This window comes from Kutzneria viridogrisea DSM 43870, assembly GCF_000525635.1.
GTDB lineage: Bacteria > Actinomycetota > Actinomycetes > Mycobacteriales > Pseudonocardiaceae > Kutzneria > Kutzneria viridogrisea.
The window spans coordinates 229,490-251,025 of record NZ_CP007155.1 but is presented as its reverse complement, the minus strand read 5'-3'; the positions used below and the strand labels follow the sequence as shown (position 1 = coordinate 251,025).

Sequence of the window (21,536 nt, the reverse complement as noted above, 5' to 3'; positions counted from 1 at the left end):
GGGACTCACCGCCTGTTCTTCGGGTCGAGTGCGTCCCGCAGCGACTCACCGCACAGGGTGAAGCCGAGCGCGACGACGATGATGCAGCAGGCTGGCCAGAAGGACAGCTCGGGATGACTGTCGAGCAGGCCCTGGGAGCGGCCGAGCATGGAGCCCCACTCGGGCACCGAGTCGTCCGGGTTACCCAGGCCCAGGAAGGACAGCGCGGCCGCGTCGATGATCGAGGTGGCCAGCACGATGGTGGCCTGCACGATCACCGGGGACAGCGAGTTGGGCAGCATGTGCCGGAACACGATGGCCCCCGGCTTGACGCCCAGTGCCCGTGCGGCCAGCACGTGGTCGCTGGCGCGCTGGGCGAGCATGGAACCGCGCAGCAGCCGGGCGAACACCGGGATCTGCACGATCGCCACCGCCACGATCACCGTGTACTGGTTGGGGTGCACGAACAGCGCCGCGATGGACACGGCCAGCAGGATGCTGGGGATGGACAGCATGACGTCCACGATCCGCATCACCACGGTGTCCACCCAGCCGGAGAGCGCACCGGCCAGCGTGCCGAGCACGAGACCGCCCGCCAGGCCGAACAGGGTGGCCAGCACACCGACCATCAGCGTCTGCTGGGAGCCGATGAGCAGCCGGGAGAGGAAGTCGCGGCCCTGGTCGTCCCCGCCGAGCGGGTAACCGGGCTGCGGGTCGGGAATCTTGTTCTGTGCCTTGGAGACCTGGTCCAGCAGCAGGGTCGCGCTGGGGTCGTGCGGGGCGAGCAGCGGGGACAGCAGTGCGATCAGCACGAACGCCACGATGATCGCGGCGCCGACCAGGAAGACCGGGCTGCGCCGCAGCCGCCGCCACGCGCTGGCGACCAGGCTGACGCCCGCGTCGCCGTTCTCGGCGAGCTTGTCGATGCGCGCCTTGCGGGAGGTGATGGTCATTGTCAGCCCCTCACTTGGCCCGCACGCGCGGGTCGATCAGCGCGTACGAGAGGTCGACGAGGAGGTTGACCAGCACGTACACGATGGCGGCCACCAGGACGAGCATCTCCAGCATCGGGTAGTCGTGCTGGCGGAAGCCGGTGGCCAGCGCGTCGCCGACCCCGGGGAAGTTGAACACGCCCTCGGTCAGCACGGCACCGGCCAGCAGCGCACCGGTCTGCAGGCCGATGGTGGTCACCACCGGCAGCATCGCGTTGCGCAGCACGTGCCTGGCGCGGATCACCCGCGTGGTCAGGCCCTTGGACTCCGCGGTGCGCACGTAGTCCTCGTCCTGCACGTCGAGCACGGCGGCCCGGGTGATCCGGAAGATCACCGCGAACGGGATGGTGGCCAGCGCGATCGAGGGCAGGATCAGGTGCTTGAGCGCGTTGAGTGAGGCGTCCCACTCCTGGGTCAGCAGGCCGTCGAGCACGAAGAAGCCGGTGACCCTGGTGGCGTCGATGGCGTCCTGGCGGCCCAGGCTGGGCAGGATGCCCAGCTTCACCGCGAAGATGTACTTGAGCAGGAAGGCAAGGAAGAACACCGGCACGGCCACGCCGATCAGCGAGGCGCCGATGCTCAGGTTGTCGAACCAGCCGCCGCGCCTGCGGGCGGCCAGGTAGCCCAGCGGGATGCCGAACACGATCGCCAGGATGATCGCGCAGACGCTGAGCTCGATGGTGGCGGGGAAGCGGGTCAGGAACACGTCGACCACGCTGGCGCCGGGTTGAACGCCCAGCGACACGCCGAAGTCGCCGGACAGCGCGCGCAGCAGGAACTTCCAGTACTGCACGAAGATCGGTTGGTCCAGACCGAGCTGGATGGTCAGGGCCCTGGTGGACTCCGGGGTCGCGCGCTCGCCCAGGAGGGCCGAGACCGGCCCTCCTGGCAACGAGTGCAACCACGCGAAGATCAGCAGCGAGAGCACGAGCACGACCAGCACGAGCTGGCCGAGCCGGCGCACGGTGTATCGGAGCACGTGGTGGGTATCCGTTCGGGACTAGACGGCCGGGTCAGCCGAGGCTGACCGACGCGTAGGACTCCTCGCTGGAGGTCATCGGGCTGGGCACGAAACCAGTGATGCCCTTCTTGAACACGATGGCGGGCGGGGAGTGCGACAGCGGCACACCGGGCAGGTAGTCCGACATCAGCTTCTTGTTGATGTCCTGGTAGTCGGCGGTGCGCTTGGCCGTGTCCGGCTCGGCGTCGGCGGCCTTGAGCGAGTCCACCAGCTGCTGGCCCCACGGCGAGTTGCCGATGCCGAACCGGTTGGTGGTGGAGGCGAAGAACGTGCCGGTCCAGTTGGCCGGTGCCGGAATGTCACCGGTCCAGCCGAGCAGGAACAGGTCGGCCTTGCCCTGGTCCACGTCGGTCAGGTAACCGCCGTTCCACGGCTTGGTGATGGCGTTGACCGTGATGCCCGCGGCCTTCAGGTCGTTGGCGATAGCCGTGTAGATGTTCTGCGGGTTGGGCATGTACGGCCGGGTGACCTCGCTGGGCCAGTAGAAGTTGACCGAGAGCTTGCTCGCGCCCGCCTCGTTCAGCAGCTGCTTGGCCCTGGCCAGGTCGTAGTTGTACGCCTGCACGTCCTTGGCGTAGCCGTCCACGTTCTCCGGCTGGAACTGGGTGGCCACCTTGGCGCCCGCGGGCAGCTGGGTCTTCACCAGCTGGTCGCGGTTGATCGCGTAGGCGAGGGCCTGGCGGACCTTCAGGTCCCGCAGCGAGGCGTTGTTCTTCTGCCCGACGCCCAGGTAGAGCACGTTGAACACGGGACGCTTGAGCACCTGGTAGCCCGCGGTCTCCAGTGCCGACCAGTCGGCGGGGCTGGGCAGGTTGTAGCCGTCGATGCCGCCGGACTGCAGCTCCTGCTTGCGGACGGTCTCGTCCCCGATCACCTTGAAGATGATCTTGTCCAGCTTGGCCTTCTCGCCCCAGTAGTCCTCGTTGCGGACCAGCTCGATGGTCTTGTTCGCCACGTCGTTCTTGGCCAGCTTGAACGGACCCGTGCCCACGGGGGCGTTCGAGTAATCCGGGAAGGTGAACGAGTCGCCCTGCTGCTTGACCTCGTTGGCCTTGCCCTTGTCCATCGCGGTGGGGCTCTGGATGGCGAAGGGCGCCTCCGCGAGCAGGTCCAGGAACTGCGAGGAGGTCTTGGTCACCGAGACCACGGCGGTGGAGGTGTCCTTGGCCTGGCAGCCCTTGTACAGCGAGGGGTCCTTGCCGTCGGCGAAGCCGCCGACGTTGTCCACCCAGTACTGGGACACGGCCTCGCTCTGGCCGGCGCCGGTCTGGTTGTACCAACGGGTGAAGTTCTTGCACACCGCGTCGGCGTCGAAGGTGGTGCCGTCGGTGAACTTCACGCCCGCGCGCAGGTGGAAGGTGTAGCTCAGGCCGTCGGCCGCGGTCTCGTAGCTGCTGGCCAGGTCACCGGTCAGCTCGGTGGTGCCGGGCTTGAACGTGACGAGGTTGTTGAAGATCTGGTGCGTGACGGTGAAGGTGGCCCCTTCGTTGGCGTAGAAGGGGTCGAACAGCTTGGGCTGCCCCTCCAGGCCGAAGTTCAGCGTGCCCCCGGTCTTTCCCCCGCCACCCTGATCTCCGCGCTGCGACTGGGCGCAGCCGGTCAACGCCACCGCACTCACGGTCACCATGCCGACTGCCACGAGCCATCGCCGGTGCACCGTCCGTGTCTGTCTCATCACTCGCCCCTCATGGCCATGTCCGAATTCACAGGGTGTGTTCGCCGACACTAGACCGTTCCGGTTGTTCCGCCAGTGGCAACGAGCATCACGATCCGGCTACACAGCGCGGGCAGCGCACCGTGCCCAGTTGACGCGTCCGAACGCCAAACGTCCCAAAGACCCGCTGGTCGCGTGCAGAATCTACGGGGAGGGGCCGGACAGGAAGGGGTGCTCCGTGGCCGTGCAGTTCCGCATCCTGGGGCCGCTCGAGGTCGTTGTGGACGGTCGGGTGGTCCCAGTCGGGGCGGCCAAGCACCGCACCCTGCTCGCGTGCCTGCTGCTGCGCGCGAACCGGGTCGTGTCGGTGGAGGAGCTGGTGGACCGGGTCTGGGACGGCGACACCCCGAACCGGGCGCGGGCCACCCTGCAGACCTACGTGATGCGGCTGCGCCAGGTGCTCGGCGACCCCTCGGTGATCCGCACGGCCTCCGACGGCTACCAGGTGTGCGTCGAGTCCGCTCAACTGGACCTGCTGCGCTTCGGCGAGCTGGCGGCCGACGCGCAGTCGCTGCTGGCCACCGGAGAGCTGTCCGGCGCCTCCGAGCTGTACGTGCAGGCGCTGGGGCTGTGGCGTGGGCAGCCGCTGGCCGACGTGCCCTCCCCCGTGCTGCACCGCGAGGAGATCCAGCGCCTGGTGGAGCAGCGGCTGCGGGTGATGGAACAGCGCATCGAGGTGGACCTGGGACTGGGCAGGCACTCCGACCTCATCCCGACCCTGCGCTCGGTGACCACCGAGTACCCGTTCCAGGAGCGGTTCTGGGCCCAGCTGATGGTGGCCCTGCACCGCAGCGGCCGGCAGGCCGAGGCGCTGGAGGCGTACCGCACGGTCTCCCGGCTGCTCGCCGAGGAGCTGGGGGTGGGCCCTGGCGAACGTTTGCGCGCACTGCACCAGGCCGTGCTGCGCGACGACCCGGGCCTGGCCGCGCCGGAGCGGGCGCCCCGCCCGCAGGTGCGGGCCGTGCCCTCCCAGTTGCCGCGCGACCTGGTGGACTTCGTGGGCCGCGGCGAGGTGGCGCGGCGGGTCGCCGACCGGCTGCTGGCCGACGACTCGCACACGGCCGTGCCGCTGGTGACCCTGTCCGGGCCGCCCGGCATCGGCAAGACCGCGCTGGCCATCCACGTCGCGCACCAGGTCAGCGACCGCTTCCCCGGCGGGCAGCTGTACGTGAACCTGCGCGGCTACGCGCCCTGCCCGCCGATGAGCACGGTGGACGCGCTGACCCGGTTCCTGCGGGCGCTGGGCGTGCCACCCTCGCAGATCCCGCTGGACGTCGAGGAGCAGATCACCCTGTACCGCTCGTGCATGGCGGGCCGCCGGGTGCTGGTGGTGCTGGACAACGCCGCCGCGGCGGAACAGGTGCGCCCGCTGCTGCCCGGCAGCCCCGGCTGCGCGGTGCTGGTGACCAGCCGGGACACCCTGCTCGGGCTGACCGCGTTGCAGGGCGCGCGCCCGGTGGGCATCGACGCGCTGGCCGAGCAGGACGCGCTGCGGCTGCTCACCGAGATGCTCGGCGCCGAGGCGATCGCCGCCGAGCCGGAGGCCGTGGCCGACCTGGTGCGGCTGTGCGCGTACCTGCCGCTGGCGCTGCGCATCGCCGCCGCCAACGTGGCGGGCAGGCAGGGCGTGGCCGACTACGTGGCGGAGCTGCGCTCGGGCAACCGGCTCGGCGCACTGGCCGTGGACGGGGACGAGGAGGCGGCCGTGCACGCCGCGTTCGACCTGTCCTACCACGCGCTCAAGCCCGCGGCCCGGCAGCTGTTCCGCCTGCTGGGCATCGTGCCCGGCCACGACTTCACAGCGGAGGCCGCCGCCGCGCTGGCCGGGCTGCGGGTGGGCGAGGCGCAGCGGCTGCTGGACCGGCTCACCGCGGCGAACCTGGTGCAGCACCACGTGCCCGGCCGGTACCAGTTCCACGACCTGCTGCGGCTGTACGCGGCGCAGCGCGCCGAGGTGGAGGAGACCCCGCAGGCCCGCTCAGCGGCGCTCACCGAACTGTTCGCCTACTACCTGCACACCTCGGCCGCGGCGGCGCACGCGCTGTCCCCCGACGACCTGCGGCTGCCGGTCCCCGGCGCGGGGGTGCAGGTGCACGTGCCCGCCTTCACCGACCGGGCGGCGGCGCTGGCCTGGCTCAGCGCGGAGCGTGCCAACCTGACCGCCGCGGTGGAGCGGGCCGCCGACACCAGCCCGCTGGCCACGTCCTGGCGGCTGGCCGACGCGCTGCACAGCTACTTCCGGTTCCACCGCCACAACGCCGACGGGCTGTCCACGGCGCGCATCGGGCTGCGCGCGGCCAGGCAGGCCGACGACCGGCTGGCCGAGGCCGCCATGCGGCACGCGCTGGGCACGATGAACTGGGACCTCAGCCGGTACGACGAGGCCGTGGAGCACCTGACCGTGGCGCTGGAGCGCTACCGCGAGGTCGGCTCCGAACTGGGCACCGCCACCGCGCTGAACAGCCTGGGCGGGGTGTACGGGGAGCTCGGGGACCTGGTGCGGGCCGCCGAGTGCTTCACCGAGGCCCTGGCGCTGACCAGCGAGGCCGACTCGCCAAGCGGGCACGCCACGACCCTGTTCAAGCTGGGCACGCTGCGCCAGGAACTGGGTGAGACGGCGGAGTCCATCGAGCTGCTGGAGCGCGCGCTGGCCACGTTCCGCAGGCTGGGGCTGCGCTACAACGAGGCGGCCTGCCTGAACAACCTGGGCATGGGCTACCGGGAGCTGGGCATGGTCGACGCGGCCCTGGACAGCCTGAACCGGGCGCTGGCCCTGCGCACCGAACTGGGTTCCCCGGACGGCCGGTGCAGCCTGATGGACACGCTGTCCATGGTGTACCTGGACCGCGGGGAGCTGGACGAGTCCCGCGAGCACGCGTTGCACGCGATCGAACTGGCCCGCGAGGCCGGGTCGCGGCGGACCGAGGCCAACGCGCTGGACACCTTGGGGCGGGTGGAGAACCGGCGCGGGGAGCACCAGACGGCGATGCGCCACCACCTGGAGTCCCTGCGCATCGCCAGGGAGATCGGCAACCGGCACGGGGAGGCCCAGGCGCTGATCGGGCTGGCCGACACGCACCGCGAGCTGGGCGACCGCCCGCGCGCGGTGGAGCTGGCCGAGCAGGCGCTGGCCGTGTACGGGGACGAGGCCAACCCGAGCGCCCGCGCACGGGCCCAACGTGCCCTGGAGCTAGCCCGCGAGAACTAGTGCGGTGTCCAGCAACCCTCGCCGGTCCTTCCGCGCCCAGGCGGCGCCTCGCCGCACCGCCCCCGCGCCCCCATACAACCAGTATGAAGACGCGGGGCCGGCACGCCGATCCATCCACCTGGATCGCGAAATCACCCGACGAGGGTCTGTGGACACCACACTAGGTCGGCCCGCTCGCGGGTCCGGTCCACGGCGAACCAGCCGCGCTCGAACTCCTTCCAGCGCACCAGGTTCGCGCGGGAGGCCTCGCCGTCGCGGCGCACGGCCCGCTCCAGGCTGTCCGGCGCGTCCACCCACACCAACTGGGACAGCCAACGGCTCGCGGCCCTGCGCCCCGAGGACACGCCCTCCACCACGAGGGTGTCCGTCGGTTCGACGAGCACTTCCGCGCCGAGCACGGGGACGCCGCCGCTCCAGTCCATGCGCCGGTAGCGGCCCGGTTCCCCGCGCAGCAGCGGTTCGATCACGCCGTGCACCAGGCGCGGCCACCAGGCCACCGGGTCCTCCCAGGTGGCGAAGTGGTCGGTCGGCACCACCGGCAGGCCGAGCGTCGCGGCGTAGCTGGACTTGCCCGCGCCGGACGGCCCGTCCACGGCGATGATCCTCACACGGTCCTGCGGCCGGACAGCGCCCGCCCGAGGGTGAGCTCGTCGGCGAACTCCAGGTCCCCGCCCATCGGCAGGCCGGAGGCGAGCCGGGTCACCGTGAGCCCGGGGAAGTCGCGCAGCATGCGCACCAGGTAGGTGGCCGTGGCCTCGCCCTCGGTGTTCGGGTCGGTGGCGAGGATGATCTCCTTGATGTCGTCGCTGCCGATCCGGCCCAGCAGTTCGCGGATGCGCAGCTGGTCGGGACCGATGCCGGACAGCGGGTCCAGCGCGCCGCCCAGCACGTGGTAGCGCCCCTTGAACTCGCGGGTCTTCTCCACCGCGACCACGTCCTTGGGCTCCTCGACCACGCAGACCACGGTCGGGTCGCGGCGGGCGTCCCGGCAGATCCGGCAGGTCTGCTCCTCGGAGACGTTGCCGCAGACCTGGCAGAACACCACGCCCTCCTTGACCTTCTGCAACACCTCCTGCAACCGCGAGATGTCCGCGGGCTCGGCGGCGAGCAGGTGGAAGGCGATGCGCTGGGCGCTCTTGGGACCCACGCCGGGCAGCCTGCCCAGCTCGTCGATCAGGTCCTGTACGGGTCCCTCGTACACGCGGGCACCTAGAAGCCGGGCAGGCTCAGCCCGCCCAGGTCCAGGCCGCCGCCGAGGCCACCGGCCAGCGGGCCCATCTTCTGCGCGGCCAGCTGCTGGGCGTTGTTGTTGGCGTCGCGCACCGCGGCCACCACCAGGTCGGCCAGGGTCTCGGTGTCCTCCGGGTCCACGACCTTCGGGTCGATGTCCAGGGACTTCAGCTCGCCCGCTCCGGACACGGTCGCGGTCACCAGGCCGCCGCCCGCCGTGCCGGTCACCTCGGCGTCGGCCAGCTCCTGCTGGGCGGTCATCAGCTGCTGCTGCATCTGCTGTGCCTGCTGGAGGATCTGCTGCATGTTGGGCTGGCCGGGTTGCACGGAGAGTCCTCTCGTCGGGTGGCTCACCTGCAAGGGTAGCGAGTGTGCCAGTGTGGACGCATGGGGCTGGACGTCAGGCGAGGGCTCGCACTGCACACCTGGAAGGCGTTCGACGTCGACGACGAGGGGCGGGTGCTGGCCGGGTCCGACGAGACCGGCTCGGTGCAGCTCGTCGAACTCGCGCCGGACGGGGCCTCGACCCCGCTGACCGCGCTGCGCGGGGGCTGCTCCGGCAGCTACCTCAGCGGCGAGCGCGCGGTGGTCGTGGAGCACGCCGAGGGCGGCAACGAGCGGGGCCAGTTGTCCTTGCTGCGCCTGGGGTCCGAGGGCTACGAGCCGCTGGCGCACGACCCGCGCCACGTGCACCGGCTGGTGGCCGCGCTGCCCGGCCGTGTGGTGTACCTGACCAACCGGCGCAACGGCGTGGACTTCGACGTGGTCATCCGCAACGTGTTCAGCGGGGAGGAGGAGACCGTCTACGACCAGGGCGGCATGACCTCGGCCGCCACCGCCTCCCCGGACAGCCGCTACGTGGCGGTGGTCGTGCCGACCGACCTGCCGATGTCCAGCCGGCTCGTGTTGGTGGACACCATGCCGGAGACCGAGGCCGAGCACGTGCTGGCGCTGACCGGCGCGCAGGAGCACGCCGTGCACTCCCACCCGCACTGGCTGGCCGACTCCAGCGGGCTGGTGGTCACCACCAACCGCGGCCGGGACCTCACCGGCATCGCCCGCTATGACCTGGCCACCGAGCAGTGGAGCTGGCTGGTCGCCTCCGAGCAGCACGACCTCACCGGCTGGCTGTCCCCCGACGGCCGTACGCTGCTGGTGCTCACCAACGCCGACGGCGCCGCCTGGCTGACCCTGCACGACAGCACCACCGGCGAGCAGCTGCGCGAGATCCCGCTGCCCGCCGCGGGCTGGGTCGCCTACCCGCTGCCCGAACCGGTGTGGTCGCCCAACTCGCGCTTCCTCGCCCTGTCGTTCAGCTCCCCCGCGACACCCGGTGACGTGCTGCTGGTGGACGTGGAGTCCGGGGCGGTCAAGGCCCTCACCGACTCGCGGGCCCAGTTCGACCAGCAGGTGCCCGCGGAGCCGACCCTGCACCGCGTGGCCGACCGGATCCCGTGCTTCCGCTACGGGGACGGCGAGTCCGCGGTGCTGTTCCTGCACGGCGGTCCCGAGGGCCAGTCCGTGCAGCGGTTCGACCCGCTCGTGCAGGGGCTCGTCGCCGCCGGGCACACCGTGCTGGTGCCCAACATCCGAGGATCTGTCGGTTACGGCAAGCGGTACTACTCCGCCGACGACGTGGACAAGCGGCTGGAGTCCATCGAGGACCTGACCACCCTGCACGACTGGCTCACCGAACAGGGCACGCCCGCCGACAAGATCGCGCTGTGGGGCCGGTCCTACGGCGGCTACCTGGTGCTCGCCGGGCTCGCGTTCCAGCCCGACCGCTGGGCCGCGGGCGTGGACATCGTGGGCATCTCCTCGCTGGTGACCTTCCTGCGCAACACCTCCGGCTACCGGCGTGCCGCGCGCGAACGCGAGTACGGATCGCTGGAGCGCGACCTGGAGTTCCTGGAGCGCGCCTCGCCGCTGAACAGCGTGGACGCGATCCGTGCCCCGCTGTTCGTGGTGCACGGGGCGAACGACCCGCGCGTGCCGGTGGCCGAGGCCGAGCAGCTCGCGCAAGCCGTGCGCCGCAACGGGATCGAGTGCGAACTGCGGGTGTACGCCGACGAGGGCCACCAGTTGGCCAACGAGGACAACAAGTTGGACGCCTACCCGGCCGCGATCGAGTTCCTGGACCGGGTGCTGCGCGGCTAGGGGCGCGGCGGGCCCGCGTCTTCGCGCCGGTCTCGGGACCGGATCAAGGGCGCAGCGAGCGCGGCGGGTCCGGCTAGGGGCCGACCTTCCTCTCGATCGGCTTGGCGCCCAGCTCGTCCGCGAGCAGCTTGAGCAGGGTCTCGTGCGGGTCGGGGCGGTCCAGCGCCGCACCGGGCTCGGCGACCATGGCCGCCTCGGCCATCATCTCGTCCTCGCTGTCCGGCTCCGGGTCCGGCTCCGGGGGCAGCGGGATGTCCTCGATGTCCTCCGGGGGCTCCGGCGGGGGCGGCACCTCGTCCACCACGGGCGCTGCGGGCGCCACGGGCCGGGTCGGCGCCGCAGCTGGCGGCGGGGTCGGCGGGCGGCTGGCCTGGCTGGGCCGGGTCGGCGCCGGTGGCCGCTGCTTGACTGGGGCCGCCATGGCGCCCGGGCCGCCCGCGGGTTCACCGTGCACGCACTGGACCTGCCACTGGCCCCCGAGCACCGTGGACAGCGCCGCGGCGATGCCGTCCAGGTTGCGCTGGTCGGCGAGGCGACGCGCCAGCGGGGCCGCGGTGTGCGCCAGCACCACCGAGTTGCCGTCCACCGACTGCACGGTGGCGTTCATCAGCATGGCCTGCAGGCTCTTGCTCTGCACTGCCGCGAGCAGCTGCGCCCACTGCCTGCGCAGGCCCACCGCGTCCAGACCACCAGGTGCCGCAACGGGGTCCGCCTGGGCCACGGGTGCGGGCTCGGGCTGGGACGCCGGTCGCGGCGCCTCCGCCACGGGCTGCGGTGCCTGCGCGGGCTCGGGCCGTCGCACGACCGGCTCCGGGCGGGCGGCCGGTGCCGGGGTCGGCGGCGCGGCGGGCGCCTGGGCCACCGGTGCGGGGGCCTGCTCGACCGGTGCCGGGTCGGCGGCGCGCTGGGAGGGCCGCTGGAACTGGCGACCAGCCGGTGCGGCGGCCACCGACTCGACAGGTGCGCCGCCCATCGCCGGGGCCGCGCCAGCCGGGCGCTTCTCCAGCTGTTCGAGCCGTTGCAGCAGCGCGGCATCGGAGCTCTGCGCCGCGGGCAGCAGCATGCGCGCGCAGAGCAGTTCCAGCAGCAGCCTCGGCGCGGTCGCACCCCGCATCTCGGCCAGGCCCGTGTGCAGGATCTCGGCGTACCGGGACAGCGTGGCCGCGCCCAGCTGCTGCACCTGCGCCTGCATGGCGGCCAGCTCGTCCTGGGGCGCGTTGACCAGCCCGCGGTCGGCCGCGTCGGGCACCGCGGAGAGCAGCACCAGGTCGCGCAGGCGTTCCAGCAGGTCGGCGGCGAAGCGGCGCGGGTCGTGCCCGGCCTCCACCACCCTGTCCACCGTGGCGAACACCGCCGAGCCGTCGGCGGCGGCCAGCCCGCCGACCATGTCGTCGATCAGCGCCACGTCGGTGACGCCCAGCAGGGAGATGGCCCGCTCGTAGGTGACGCCCTCCGGCCCCGCACCGGCCAGCAGCTGGTCCAGCACCGAGAGCGTGTCCCGGGCGGAGCCGCCACCCGCCTTGATCACCAGCGGGTACACGGCGGGCTCGACCTTGACGTCCTCGTCCCCGCAGATCTTCTCCAGCAGCCCGCGCAGGGTGCCCGGCGGGATGAGCCGGAACGGGTAGTGGTGCGTGCGCGAACGGATGGTCGGCAGCACCTTGTCGGGCTCGGTCGTGGCGAAGACGAAGATCAGGTGCTCCGGCGGCTCCTCCACGATCTTCAGCAGGGCGTTGAAGCCCTGCGTGGTGACCATGTGCGCCTCGTCGATGATGAACACCCGGTAGCGCGATTCCGCCGGGGCGTAGAAGGCACGGTCGCGCAGCTCGCGGGCGTCGTCCACACCGCCGTGGCTGGCCGCGTCGAGCTCGACCACGTCCACCGTGCCCGAGCCCTCCGGCGCGAGCCCCCGGCAGGAGTTGCACTCCCCGCAGGGGTCGGGGGTCGGGCCCTGCACGCAGTTCAGCGAGCGGGCCAGGATGCGCGCGCTGGAGGTCTTGCCGCAGCCACGCGGACCGGAGAACAGGTAGGCGTGGTTGACCCGGCCGGCTGAGAGCGCCACCCGCAGCGGGTCGGTGACGTGCTCCTGCCCGACGACCTCACCGAAGGTCGACGGCCGGTACTTGCGGTAGAGGGCGAGCGCCACGCCCGTGACCCTACCGCCCACCCCTGACATCGAAGGAGAGACCGCCCACCCGCCGCAAGGCGACCGTGGGGGTCTGGGGGCTCGGCCCCCAGAAACAAACCTGGAGTGATCCCCGGGAGCCGCCAGGCGACCGGGGATCACTCCAGAACGGAAGGGGACCCCGTGCACCCGTCAGAGCCCGCTTATCCTTGCTGCCTTCCGGCCCTGGGGAGGTTCGCGAGATGGACGCCGCACGAGGTCCACGATCAGTGTAGCGCGTCGCCCAACCCGGTGTTCCGGCGGGCGGTCATCGGCGAACGGGAGCATGATGCGGCGCCATGGCGGAGAACACGCGCACGGAAATAGACATCGAGCTGTTCGGTGGGCCCGAGGACGGGCGCACGATCAAGGTGCCCGCGCAGAACGACGGGGTTCCGGTGCTGCCCCGCTGGGAGTTCCCGCAACTGCCCAAGGAGCGCGACCGGCAGAAACTCAAGCAGGCGCTGGCCGCCTCGCCGGTGGTGGTCTACGAGCGGCCCGCGGAGCCGACGCACGGACGTTGGAAGTACGTGTACGCCGGGACCCGCGCGCGCTCCTAGCCCGCTAGTCGCGGAACGATCCGTCGGCCCTGCGCTGGTGCTTCGCCATCACGTGCGAGCACTGCGGACAGGTCCGCCGGAACAGCTTGAACAGCCACACCCACCAGACGAACAACACTGTGCGGAAGACCTTCACGACGAAGGACCTTGTGCACGCCGTGCAGTCCCTGCACCCAGCCACCCGTACCCCCTCTTTCGCGGCGACCCCTCCACCTTGCCACGGATCACCGCGGCGGCGCCGGGATCGCGCGGGAGGCTCAGATCACGCGGATCCGGTCCGCCTGCGGACCCTTGGGGCCCTGCACGACCTCGAACTCCACGCGCTGGTTCTCCTCCAACGAGCGGTAGCCGGTGGCCTGGATGGCGGAGAAGTGGGCGAACACGTCGGGCCCGTTGTCCTGCTGGATGAAGCCGAAGCCCTTCTCGGCGTTGAACCACTTCACGGTGCCCTGTGCCATGTCCACTCCTCGCGCCACGAACTGCGTTGCCGCCGAGTATCGAACAGCGGACCGGCAAGATCGAGACCCTTCACCGGGACACCCGCAGGATCACGCAAACGGCCCAGCGGGTTGCACACACGGTCACCAGTCGGCCCGCACACCGCCGCTCACCAGCCGTTTTGGCTGGTCAAGGTGGGCTCCGGTAAGCTCATCGACGGAGGATTCGCCTAGTGGCCTAGGGCGCACGATTGGAAATCGTGTTGGGGATTAAACCCCTCACGGGTTCAAATCCCGTATCCTCCGCTCGCGAGTGGGCGAGGCGTGTCTGCGGAGAGCGCAGACGCGCCTCGCTCGTCGCGTTTCTGGGGCTCTCGCCCCAGGCCCCAGGCCAGGAGGGCTTCGCCCCCTGGACCCCCACCTGCGGGGAGCGCGGCACACCGTGCGCCCGGGCTGAACCAGGCAGGCTCCGCCCCCTTGGGCCCCACCACGGAGAGCGCAGACGCCCCTCGCTCGCCACGCTTCCGGGCTCTCGCCCCAGGCCCCAGGCCAGCAGGGCTTCGCCCCCTGGACCCCCACCCACGGAGCGCGGCACACCATGCGCCCGGGCTAAACCAGGCAGGCTCCGCCCCCTTGGGCCCCCACCTGAGGGCAGTAGCGCCTGGCCCGCCGGGTAGGAACTCCACCGGCGCACGGGGCGTTCGTGGTGTGTGGAGACCCTGTTGGCGTGGAGCATCCCGGGCGGTGTGCTGGCGGTCGTGGCAGTGGCGGTGTACGAGCTGTTGCGGCAGGGACGGCGCAAGCGCAAGGGCGCCCCGATAGCGGCGACATACCTCAACGAGGTCACGGCGATGTTCTACGGCACGAAGCGGGTGGAACTGGACCACCAGCAGTCGATGTCGATGATGTGCGACGAGGAGGCCCAGGGCGCCCCGCCGCGCAACGGGGTCGACCTGGACGGCGGGGTTGCGGTGCTGCGGCCGGACAACCCGCGTTCCCGACCGCAGCACGGGCTGAGCCGCTAGGCCCGCAGCTGGTCCAGGCCGTAGCGACCTGACCCTGTGCAGGCCCACCAGGCGAGCAGGCCCAGCAGCAGCCATTCGGGCGCGTAGAACAGGTTGCTCAGGAAGTGCCAGGGGTCCGGGTACTTGCTCAGCAGCGGCGGCGCGATGGTGGTGACCAGCGCGCCGAGCATGATGACGGCCAGCACCAGCGCGAACAGCCGGGTGCCGAGGCCGAGGACCAGCGCGAGGCCGCCGAGCAGTTCGAGCACGGCGACCACCGGGGCGGTCACGCCGGGCAGCGGGATGCCCGACTCACCGAAGGTGGCGGCGAACGCGCCGAGGTCGGCGAGCTTGCCCACGGCTCCGCTGAGGAACATGAAGCCGACGGTGACGCGCAGGACCAGCTTGGGCGCCCAGTCCAGGGCGCGCAGGGACGAGACAAGGTGCACGGGGTACTCCGAGGTGTAGGTCGACCGGGAACGGGGTTCGCCGGACGGCCTATATGCGGAGCACCGAGATCAAGGCGGGCTGCGCCACGTGCACGGGTGGGCGCACCGGGGGTGGCGGCAGCTCCGGCTGGCGTCGGACCTCGTGCCGCACAAGGGATGCGACCTGCGCCGCAGGTGCGGGCGGATCCACGCGGAACTCGGCCCGCTCAGCACGGGGCGCGCAGCCCGGCGTGGCCACCGCGAGCTGGGCGACGGCCAGTACGCGGGCGCCCGAGGCGGTGCCGCCGCTGTGCGGGCAGGGCGTGGGACCGGCCCAGACCAGGGCCCCACAGAGCAGCACGGCGAACACGACGAGTGCTCGTGCCCGCCAGTCCGCCACGAGTCGATGATAGGCGCCGACTGTCGGTGCCCCGTGCGATCCTGGAGCACGTGACCGATCCGCTGAGCGTGCTGCTGTCCTCGACCGCCGCCCACGCCCGGCAGCGCTTCGAGCGGCGCAACGGGCGGTTGGGCAGCTCGACCACGGTGCACGCGGTGCACTCCCAGCAGTGGATCGGCGGGGTGCTGATCCCGGCGCCCGCCTGCCACGTGGGCACCGGGACCTGGGACTTCACCCGGTTCGAGCCGACGAACGACCCGGTGACCTGCGGCCGCTGCCTGCGCTCCGGTCAGGTGCGCGAGTCAGCGGCCGCGGTGTCCTCCGATCAGCTGGCCCTGGACCTGATCAGCCCCTGAGGCAGCCGGCCACCCACTGCTCGATCCCGTCGGCGGTGATCGGCAGTGCGTCGGACAGCACCCGGTTGCCGGTCTCGGTGACCACCAGGTCGTCCTCGATGCGCACGCCGATGCCGCGCAGCTCCGGCGGCACGGTCAGGTCGTTGGGGTGGAAGTACAGCCCGGGCTCCACGGTCAGCGCCATGCCGACCTCCAGGTTGCCGTCGTGGTAGTGCTCGGCCCGCGCCCTGGCGCAGTCGTGCACGTCCAGGCCGAGGAAGTGGCCGACCCCGCAGACGATGTAGCGCCGGTGGTGCTGGCCGTCCGGGTCCAGTGCCTGGTCCACCGAGACGGGCAGCAGGCCCCAGTCGTGCAGGCCCTCGGCGAGCACGCGCATGGCGGTGGCCTGGAAGGTGCGGTACGCCGCCCCCGGCTTGACCTCGGCCATGGCGGCCACGTGCGAGGCCAGCACCAGGTCGTACACCTGGCGCTGCGGCTCGCTGAACTTGCCGCCCACCGGGAAGGTCCTGGTCACGTCGGCGGTGTAGAGGGTGTTGACCTCCACCCCGGCGTCCATCAGCAGCAGCTGCTCGGGCGTGACCTCCCCGTCGCAGCGCACCCAGTGCAGCACCGGGGCGTGCGGGCCGGCGGCGATGATCGTGCTGTAGCCCGGGGCGTTGCCGCTGGTGCGCGCCCTGCGGTCGAAGGTGCCCTGCAACCAGCGCTCACCGCCGCCCTTGATCGCCATGGGCAGCTCGCCCGCGACCTCGGCGAAGCCGAGCACGGTGGCGTCCACGGCGGCCTGGAGCTGGCCGACCTCCCAGTCGTCCTTGATCCGGCGCAGCTCGGACAGGGTGCTACGCAGACCGGTGCTGTTGCCCAGGCCCAGCGCGTCCAGCATCGGTTCCACCCCGGCGGTGACGTGCACCGGCGGGTGCTGGCCGCGCAGCACGGAGGCCAGGTCCTCCACCGGTCGGCACGGCAGGCCCAGGGCCTCGCCCCACTCGGGCAGGCCGGGCACCGGGCCGATCCACAGCTCCCCGTCGCGGGCGCTGCCGAAGAACTCCGGGTCGCCGGGCCGCGCCGGGGGCCGCAGCAGCAGCACCGAGTCGTGCCCACCCGCGGTGGGCTGCATGACCAGCACGGCGCCCTCGGCGTGGCAGCCGGTCAGCCAGGAGAAGTCGCTGTCCGGGCGGAAGTCGTAGTCGGTGTCGTTGGCGCGCACCGGGGCGCGGCCCGCGGCCACGACGATGCGCTGGCCGGGGAACTCCGCGCTGAGCTTGGCCCGGTGGGCCGCCGCTGCCTCGCGGGCGCCCGGGGTCAGCCGCACCTCGCGGGCGGCCTCGCCCCAGCCGTCCCCCACCGAGGCCCGGAATCCGCTGGCCTCGACCAGCTTGCTCGGGTCCCGCCTCGCCGGCCGGTCGGTCATCGCACGCTCCTCACAGGATGAACCCGTTCGGGAACGGGTCTGTCGGATCCACCAGGTACTGTGCCATGCCGGTCAGCCAGGCGCGCCCGGCGATAGTCGGGATCACGCCTTGTCGATCCCCCAACGACACGCTGTCCACCAACCGGCCGGTGAACCGCGTGCCGAGCAGCGATTCGTTCACGAAGTCCTGCCCCAGCGGCAGTTCGTTGCGCGCGTGCAACTGAGCCATGCGCGCACACGTGCCCGTGCCGCAGGGCGAGCGGTCGAACCAGCCGGGGTGGATCACCATGGCGTTGCGGGAATCACTGCCGTGCAGGCCCGGCGCGACGAGCTGCACGTGCTTGCAGCCCGCGATGCCCGGATCGGTCACGTGCACCGGTCGGCGCACCGCGTTGATCGTGTCCATGATGGACAGTCCAGCGGCCAGCATGCGGTCGCTGTGCGCGCGGTCGAACGGGATGCCCAGCTGCCCGGCGTCCAGGATCGCGTAGAAGTTGCCGCCGTAGGCCATGTCGTAGTGGACCTCGCCGAGGCCGGGGACCTCCACCACGGCGTCCAGCTCGTGCGCGTACGCGGGTACGAGCTGGATCCGCACGGACTCGGCGTGCCCGTCGCGCACCGAGACCTCGGCCACGACCAGGCCCGCGGGTGTGTCCAGGCGCACGGTCGTCACCGGCTCGACCACCTCCACCATGCCGGTCTCGACCAGCACGGTGGCCACGCCGATCGTGCCGTGCCCGCACATCGGCAGGCAGCCGGACACCTCGATGTAGAGCACACCCCAGTCGGCGTCCGGATGCAGCGGCGGTTGCAGGATCGCCCCGCTCATCGCGGCGTGCCCGCGCGGCTCGTTCACGAGCAGCTGCCGAATGTGGTCCATGTGCCGCACGAAGTACTCGCGGCGCTGCGCCATGGTGGCACCGGGGATCGGCCCGACGCCGCCGGTGATGACCCGCGTGGGCATGCCCTCGGTGTGCGAGTCGACCGCGCTGAAACAGCGGGAGGCACGCATCAGATGCCCGCACGCGCGAGGTCGGCGTCCAGTCGGGCCAGGTGCTCCTGGGTCAGCGGCCCGCGCGGCGGGCGGCACGGCCCGCCGTAGCGGCCGACCCGGTCCATGGCGTACTTGATGGCCTGTACGAACTCGGTGCGCGAGTCCCAGCGGAACGCGGCGATCAGCGGCTCGTACAGCTTGCGGGCCTCGTCGAGCTTTCCGTTGCGGGCCAAGGTGAACAGCTCCACCGACTCGGCGGGGAACACGTTGGGGAAGCCAGCGAACCAGCCGGTGGCACCCATCAGCACGCTCTCCAACAGCACGTCGTCGGCCCCGGAGATCACCGCGAGTCCGGGTGCCTGCTCGCGGATCTCCAGCACGCGCCGCACGTCCCCGGAGAACTCCTTGACCGCGGTCACGTTGTCGAGCTGCGCGATCTCCGCCAGCAGTTCGGGCGTCAGGTCGACCTTGGTGTCGATGGGGTTGTTGTAGACCATCACCGGCAGCCCCACGCTGGCCACCGCCTCGAAGTGGGCGACCACCTCGGCGTGGTTGGCCCGGTACATCGTGGGCGGCAGGCAGAGCAGCCCGTCGGCCCCGTCCTCGGCGGCCTGCTCGGCCCAGCGCAGCGCCTGGTGCGAGCCGGGCGCGTGCACGCCGACGACCACGAGCCCGTCCTCGCCAACGGCCTCGACCGCGGTGCGGGCCACCGCCCTGCGCTCCTCGTCGGTGAGTGAGGAGTACTCACCCAGCGAGCCGTTCGGCCCGACGCCCTGGCAGCCGTTGTCGATCAGCCAGCGGCAGTGCTCGGCGTAGCGCTCCAGGTCCACGCGCAGCCCGGCGGGCGCGCTGGGGTCCTCGGCGTACGGCAGCGCCGTGGCGACGACAACTCCGGCGAAGTCCTGGGTCATGACAACTCCTCTGGCGTAGCGGCGAGTTCACCGAGGCTGAGCGGGGTGGCGATGGGGCGGCGGGCGAACGCCTCGGCGTCCAGACCCTCGACCAGGTCGGCGGCGTTGCGGCCGCACATGCGGCCCTGGCAGCGGCCGAGCCCGAGGCGGCTGACCAGCTTGAGCGAGCGCACACCGCGGGCGGCCCGCTGCTCGGCGGCGTGCTGGAGCGAGTCGTAGCTGACCCGTTCGCAGCGGCAGATCACCGTGTCCGGGGTGAGCCAGCCGCGCCACCCGGGTTTCACCGGGTACACGCGGGCCAGCGCCTCGGCGAACCGGCGGTCCACGCGGCCCGGCAACGGCGATCCCGCCGCCGCCGACCCGGCCAGCACGCCTTCCTGCGCGGCGAGTTCCGCACCGCCGATGCCGGTGAGCTCCCCGGCGGCGTAGACCCAGGGCACCGAGGTGCGCTGCTCGGCGTCCACGGCGACAAAACCGTTGTGCAGACGGCATCCCGCGGCGACAGCCAGTTCCAGTTGCGGCACGAAGCCGTAGCCCACGCAGACCGCGTCGGCGGCCACCCGCCAGGTCCGCAGCACGTTCCAGTGCTCGTCCAGCCGGGCCAGGGTCACCTCGCTGCCGTGCGCGGCGACCACGGCGGTGCGCTGCCGGTAGTAGCGGGCAACTCGGCTGTACGAAGCCAGTTCCAGGACCTTCCGGTGCCCGGCGAGCAGGGCCGCCGGCTCGCGCAGCCAGTTCCGGCTCGGCGCGTTCGCCTCGAACACCCCGAGGAGCTCGGCGCCGACCTCGAGCAGGGACTTGGCCACCGGCAACAGGAACGGGCCGGTCCCGGCGACCACGACCCGCTTGCCCACGGCGATGCCCTGCCCCTTCGCCAGGGCCTGCGCGGCGCCAGCGGTGTAGACGTTGGGCAGGTCCCAGCCCGGGAAGGGCAGCGCCCGGTCGTAGGCCCCGGTGGCCAGCACCAGGGCGGAGGCCGTGACCACGCGATTTCCCGTGAGGTGCAGGCGATTGCCCTCGACGGCCCACACCGTGGTGTTGGGCAGGTGGTGCACGCGCGGGTGCTGGACCCGTAGCTCCGGTTGCCGGAAGGACTGGCGCCGGTACTGGCCGCCGATGCGTGGCGCGGAGTCGACCAGCAGCACCTCGGCGCCCGCCCGCGCGGCGGACACGGCGGCGCTGACCCCGGCCGGTCCCGCGCCGACCACGACCACGGTCATCGCGTGCGCACCTCGTCCCCGTCGACCAGAACCCGTTGGCAGGAGCGGACATCCCGCTCTCCGTTGACCTCGACCAGGCAGTTGAAGCACACGCCGATGCCGCAGAACACGCCCGCGTCCCGACCAGCGAGCATGAGCACGGCGGCGGCGGTCCGCCCCGGCTCGGCGGTCATCGGCGTGCCGTCCACGGTGACGTTCACGCGGCCACCCCCGGCCGGTCGACGCGGAACGGGATCGGGTCCACGTGCGGCGGCCGGCCGGTGGCCAACTCCGCGAGCAGGCGCCCGGTGGCGGCGGCCAGCCCGATGCCCGCGCCCTCGTGGCCGGTGGCGTGCCACAGCCCTGGCACACGCGGGTCGGGGCCGATCACCGGCAGGTGGTCCGGGGTGTACGGGCGGAAACCGCCGTAGGCCCGCATCACGGGAACCCCGTGCAGGAACGGGAAAAGCGCGATGGCCTTGCGCGCCAGCTCGCGCAGGACGTGCACCTGGAGGCTGTCGTCGAACCCGATGCGCTGGCGGCTGGAGCCGATCAGCACGGTGCCGCCCGGCGTGGACTCGACCACGGTGGAGGTCTGGAGGTCGGCGTCCCCGCTGGCGACCGCTCCCACGTAGTCCGCGTCGTACACCTTGTGCCGCACCACTTCCGGCAGCGGAGCCGTCACCAGCACCACGCCACGGCGCGGCAGCACGGTGATCGGCGCACCGCAGCGCGCGGCGAACTCGCCCGCCCAGGGCCCGCAGGCGTTGACCACCAGCTCGCACGGGATCGGTCCCCGGTCGGTGAGCAGCTCACCGGGCCGCAGCCCGGTGGCCGTCACACCGGGCAGGAGCTGGCCACCGCGCTGCTCGACGGCGGCGAGCAGCGTGGTGGCCAGCAGCACGGGCTGCACCTGGGCGTCGTCCGGGTAGTGCACGGCGGCGGCGACACGGTCGGTGAGCAGCGGTTCGAGTTCGCGGGCCCGCTCGGGGCTGATCCGGTCGGCGCGCACCCCGGCGGCGCGCTGCTCGGCGGCGAACTCCAGCAGTGGCCCCGCGGACTCCTCCGCCGTGGCCACGACCAGCCCGCCCTTGGGCTGCCACTCCACCTCGGACAGTCTGGGGCCCAGTTCCTCGGCCAGCCCGGCGAGCAGGTCGGGCAGCCACCGCCGGGAGGCCTGGGCCAGCGCGAGCTCGGGTCCGGGTTCCTTGTCGGAGACCAGCACGTTGCCCTCGCCGCTGGCGGTGGTGGCCGAGGCGAGCGGCCCGCGGTCGAGCACGGTGACCCGCAGTCCCGCCGCGCTCAGCGCCTCGGCACAGGCGGCGCCGATGACCCCGGCACCCACGACCACCGCGTCCACCCGCTCCACCTCCG

22 protein-coding genes, 1 tRNA gene and 1 other RNA gene are annotated in these 21,536 nt (G+C 72.1%); 6 read left to right on the top strand and 18 right to left on the bottom strand.

What is annotated here, in order from left to right; genetic code table 11:
* Positions 1-5 precede the first annotated feature (5 nt).
* From KALB_RS01245 to KALB_RS01235, 3 genes are read right to left on the bottom strand one after another with little or no spacing between them, the layout of a single operon-like run.
* Positions 6-932, bottom strand: coding sequence for an ABC transporter permease (locus KALB_RS01245; RefSeq protein ID WP_025353907.1), 927 nt, complete (start codon positions 930-932; stop codon positions 6-8).
* Between the two features lie 10 nt (positions 933-942).
* Complete coding sequence (locus KALB_RS01240) at positions 943-1,950, bottom strand: ABC transporter permease (protein ID WP_025353906.1); 1,008 nt, start codon at positions 1,948-1,950, stop codon at positions 943-945.
* Positions 1,951-1,984: 34 nt separating this feature from the next.
* A complete protein-coding gene (locus tag KALB_RS01235; protein ID WP_025353905.1) occupies positions 1,985-3,667 on the bottom strand; it encodes an ABC transporter substrate-binding protein in 1,683 nt (560 codons plus the stop codon).
* Positions 3,668-3,884: 217 nt separating this feature from the next.
* Here KALB_RS01235 and KALB_RS01230 point away from each other — a divergent pair, with 217 nt between their 5' ends.
* Entirely contained in the window at positions 3,885-6,914 is a 3,030-nt protein-coding gene (locus tag KALB_RS01230; RefSeq protein ID WP_052360421.1) for an AfsR/SARP family transcriptional regulator, read from the top strand.
* 131 nt (positions 6,915-7,045) lie between these two features.
* Here the strand turns inward: KALB_RS01230 and KALB_RS01225 are convergent, their stop codons facing one another.
* The 3 genes from KALB_RS01225 to KALB_RS01215 are packed head-to-tail and all read right to left on the bottom strand — an operon-like array spanning position 7,046 to position 8,450.
* On the bottom strand, positions 7,046-7,507 hold the full coding sequence (locus KALB_RS01225; RefSeq protein ID WP_338033845.1) for a uridine kinase family protein: 462 nt from the start codon (positions 7,505-7,507) through the stop codon (positions 7,046-7,048).
* Between the two features lie 11 nt (positions 7,508-7,518).
* Positions 7,519-8,115: a recombination mediator RecR gene (gene recR, locus KALB_RS01220; RefSeq protein ID WP_025353902.1), complete on the bottom strand. Its 597-nt coding sequence runs from the start codon at positions 8,113-8,115 to the stop codon at positions 7,519-7,521.
* Between the two features lie 8 nt (positions 8,116-8,123).
* A complete protein-coding gene (locus tag KALB_RS01215; protein ID WP_035970789.1) occupies positions 8,124-8,450 on the bottom strand; it encodes a YbaB/EbfC family nucleoid-associated protein in 327 nt (108 codons plus the stop codon).
* An 81-nt stretch (positions 8,451-8,531) separates the two neighbouring features.
* Between KALB_RS01215 and KALB_RS01210 the strand changes: the two genes are divergently transcribed.
* On the top strand, positions 8,532-10,301 hold the full coding sequence (locus KALB_RS01210) for a S9 family peptidase (protein WP_025353900.1): 1,770 nt from the start codon (positions 8,532-8,534) through the stop codon (positions 10,299-10,301).
* Between the two features lie 73 nt (positions 10,302-10,374).
* Here KALB_RS01210 and KALB_RS01205 read toward each other — a convergent pair whose 3' ends face one another.
* Positions 10,375-12,447 (bottom strand): DNA polymerase III subunit gamma and tau, encoded by a 2,073-nt coding sequence (locus tag KALB_RS01205; protein ID WP_025353899.1) that lies wholly within the window; start codon positions 12,445-12,447, stop codon positions 10,375-10,377.
* Between the two features lie 149 nt (positions 12,448-12,596).
* An RNA gene (ffs, locus tag KALB_RS44755) (signal recognition particle sRNA small type) lies at positions 12,597-12,691 on the bottom strand.
* 73 nt (positions 12,692-12,764) lie between these two features.
* On the opposite strand from ffs, the gene KALB_RS01200 reads away from it, so the two are divergent.
* On the top strand, positions 12,765-13,025 hold the full coding sequence (locus tag KALB_RS01200; protein WP_025353898.1) for a DUF8847 domain-containing protein: 261 nt from the start codon (positions 12,765-12,767) through the stop codon (positions 13,023-13,025).
* A gap of 4 nt (positions 13,026-13,029) precedes the next feature.
* Here the strand turns inward: KALB_RS01200 and KALB_RS49730 are convergent, their stop codons facing one another.
* Positions 13,030-13,161 carry a hypothetical protein gene (locus KALB_RS49730; RefSeq protein WP_268872235.1) on the bottom strand — a complete coding sequence of 44 codons (132 nt, stop codon included), beginning with the start codon at positions 13,159-13,161 and terminating at the stop codon, positions 13,030-13,032.
* Between the two features lie 121 nt (positions 13,162-13,282).
* Complete coding sequence (locus tag KALB_RS01195; protein ID WP_025353897.1) at positions 13,283-13,483, bottom strand: cold-shock protein; 201 nt, start codon at positions 13,481-13,483, stop codon at positions 13,283-13,285.
* Positions 13,484-13,681: 198 nt separating this feature from the next.
* Between KALB_RS01195 and KALB_RS01190 the strand changes: the two genes are divergently transcribed.
* Positions 13,682-13,768: transfer RNA gene (locus tag KALB_RS01190), tRNA-Ser, on the top strand.
* Positions 13,769-14,184: 416 nt separating this feature from the next.
* Positions 14,185-14,487 (top strand): DUF6191 domain-containing protein, encoded by a 303-nt coding sequence (locus tag KALB_RS01185; protein WP_236650150.1) that lies wholly within the window; start codon positions 14,185-14,187, stop codon positions 14,485-14,487.
* Here KALB_RS01185 and KALB_RS01180 read toward each other — a convergent pair.
* Positions 14,484-14,915, bottom strand: coding sequence for a DoxX family protein (locus KALB_RS01180; RefSeq protein WP_025353895.1), 432 nt, complete (start codon positions 14,913-14,915; stop codon positions 14,484-14,486). The two genes, KALB_RS01185 and KALB_RS01180, sit on opposite strands and share 4 nt — an antisense overlap.
* A gap of 49 nt (positions 14,916-14,964) precedes the next feature.
* The gene (locus tag KALB_RS01175) at positions 14,965-15,294 is read right to left on the bottom strand and encodes a hypothetical protein (protein ID WP_148309315.1); all 330 of its coding nucleotides are present in this window, start codon (positions 15,292-15,294) and stop codon (positions 14,965-14,967) included.
* Between the two features lie 50 nt (positions 15,295-15,344).
* Here KALB_RS01175 and KALB_RS01170 point away from each other — a divergent pair, with 50 nt between their 5' ends.
* On the top strand, positions 15,345-15,650 hold the full coding sequence (locus tag KALB_RS01170) for a hypothetical protein (RefSeq protein WP_148309314.1): 306 nt from the start codon (positions 15,345-15,347) through the stop codon (positions 15,648-15,650).
* Here the strand turns inward: KALB_RS01170 and KALB_RS01165 are convergent.
* From KALB_RS01165 to KALB_RS01140, 6 genes are read right to left on the bottom strand one after another with little or no spacing between them, the layout of a single operon-like run.
* Entirely contained in the window at positions 15,640-17,058 is a 1,419-nt protein-coding gene (locus KALB_RS01165; RefSeq protein ID WP_025353893.1) for an aminopeptidase P family protein, read from the bottom strand. The genes KALB_RS01170 and KALB_RS01165 overlap by 11 nt on opposite strands.
* A gap of 10 nt (positions 17,059-17,068) precedes the next feature.
* A complete protein-coding gene (locus KALB_RS01160; RefSeq protein WP_025353892.1) occupies positions 17,069-18,070 on the bottom strand; it encodes a proline racemase family protein in 1,002 nt (333 codons plus the stop codon).
* The gene (locus KALB_RS01155) at positions 18,070-18,963 is read right to left on the bottom strand and encodes a dihydrodipicolinate synthase family protein (protein WP_025353891.1); all 894 of its coding nucleotides are present in this window, start codon (positions 18,961-18,963) and stop codon (positions 18,070-18,072) included. Before KALB_RS01155 ends, KALB_RS01160 begins: the two co-directional genes overlap by 1 nt.
* The gene (locus tag KALB_RS01150) at positions 18,960-20,183 is read right to left on the bottom strand and encodes an FAD/NAD(P)-dependent oxidoreductase (RefSeq protein WP_025353890.1); all 1,224 of its coding nucleotides are present in this window, start codon (positions 20,181-20,183) and stop codon (positions 18,960-18,962) included. Before KALB_RS01150 ends, KALB_RS01155 begins: the two co-directional genes overlap by 4 nt.
* Positions 20,180-20,383 (bottom strand): (2Fe-2S)-binding protein, encoded by a 204-nt coding sequence (locus tag KALB_RS01145; protein WP_025353889.1) that lies wholly within the window; start codon positions 20,381-20,383, stop codon positions 20,180-20,182. The genes KALB_RS01150 and KALB_RS01145 overlap by 4 nt, the downstream gene beginning before the upstream one ends.
* Positions 20,380-21,531, bottom strand: a complete 1,152-nt coding sequence (locus tag KALB_RS01140; RefSeq protein WP_025353888.1) for an NAD(P)/FAD-dependent oxidoreductase — start codon at positions 21,529-21,531, stop codon at positions 20,380-20,382. Before KALB_RS01140 ends, KALB_RS01145 begins: the two co-directional genes overlap by 4 nt.
* Positions 21,532-21,536 lie beyond the last annotated feature (5 nt).

Excerpts from the sequence above, each read along its gene's own strand:
- KALB_RS01245 (WP_025353907.1), bottom strand. The coding sequence starts at position 932 with ATGACCATCACCTCCCGCAAGGCGCGCATCGACAAGCTCGCCGAGAAC.
- KALB_RS01235 (WP_025353905.1), bottom strand. The coding sequence starts at position 3,667 with ATGAGACAGACACGGACGGTGCACCGGCGATGGCTCGTGGCAGTCGGC.
- KALB_RS01215 (WP_035970789.1), bottom strand. The coding sequence starts at position 8,450 with ATGCAGCAGATCCTCCAGCAGGCACAGCAGATGCAGCAGCAGCTGATG.
- KALB_RS01210 (WP_025353900.1), top strand. The coding sequence starts at position 8,532 with ATGGGGCTGGACGTCAGGCGAGGGCTCGCACTGCACACCTGGAAGGCG.
- KALB_RS01200 (WP_025353898.1), top strand. The coding sequence starts at position 12,765 with ATGGCGGAGAACACGCGCACGGAAATAGACATCGAGCTGTTCGGTGGG.
- KALB_RS01195 (WP_025353897.1), bottom strand. The coding sequence starts at position 13,483 with ATGGCACAGGGCACCGTGAAGTGGTTCAACGCCGAGAAGGGCTTCGGC.
- KALB_RS01165 (WP_025353893.1), bottom strand. The coding sequence starts at position 17,058 with ATGACCGACCGGCCGGCGAGGCGGGACCCGAGCAAGCTGGTCGAGGCC.
- KALB_RS01160 (WP_025353892.1), bottom strand. The coding sequence starts at position 18,070 with ATGCGTGCCTCCCGCTGTTTCAGCGCGGTCGACTCGCACACCGAGGGC.
- KALB_RS01155 (WP_025353891.1), bottom strand. The coding sequence starts at position 18,963 with ATGACCCAGGACTTCGCCGGAGTTGTCGTCGCCACGGCGCTGCCGTAC.
- KALB_RS01150 (WP_025353890.1), bottom strand. The coding sequence starts at position 20,183 with ATGACCGTGGTCGTGGTCGGCGCGGGACCGGCCGGGGTCAGCGCCGCC.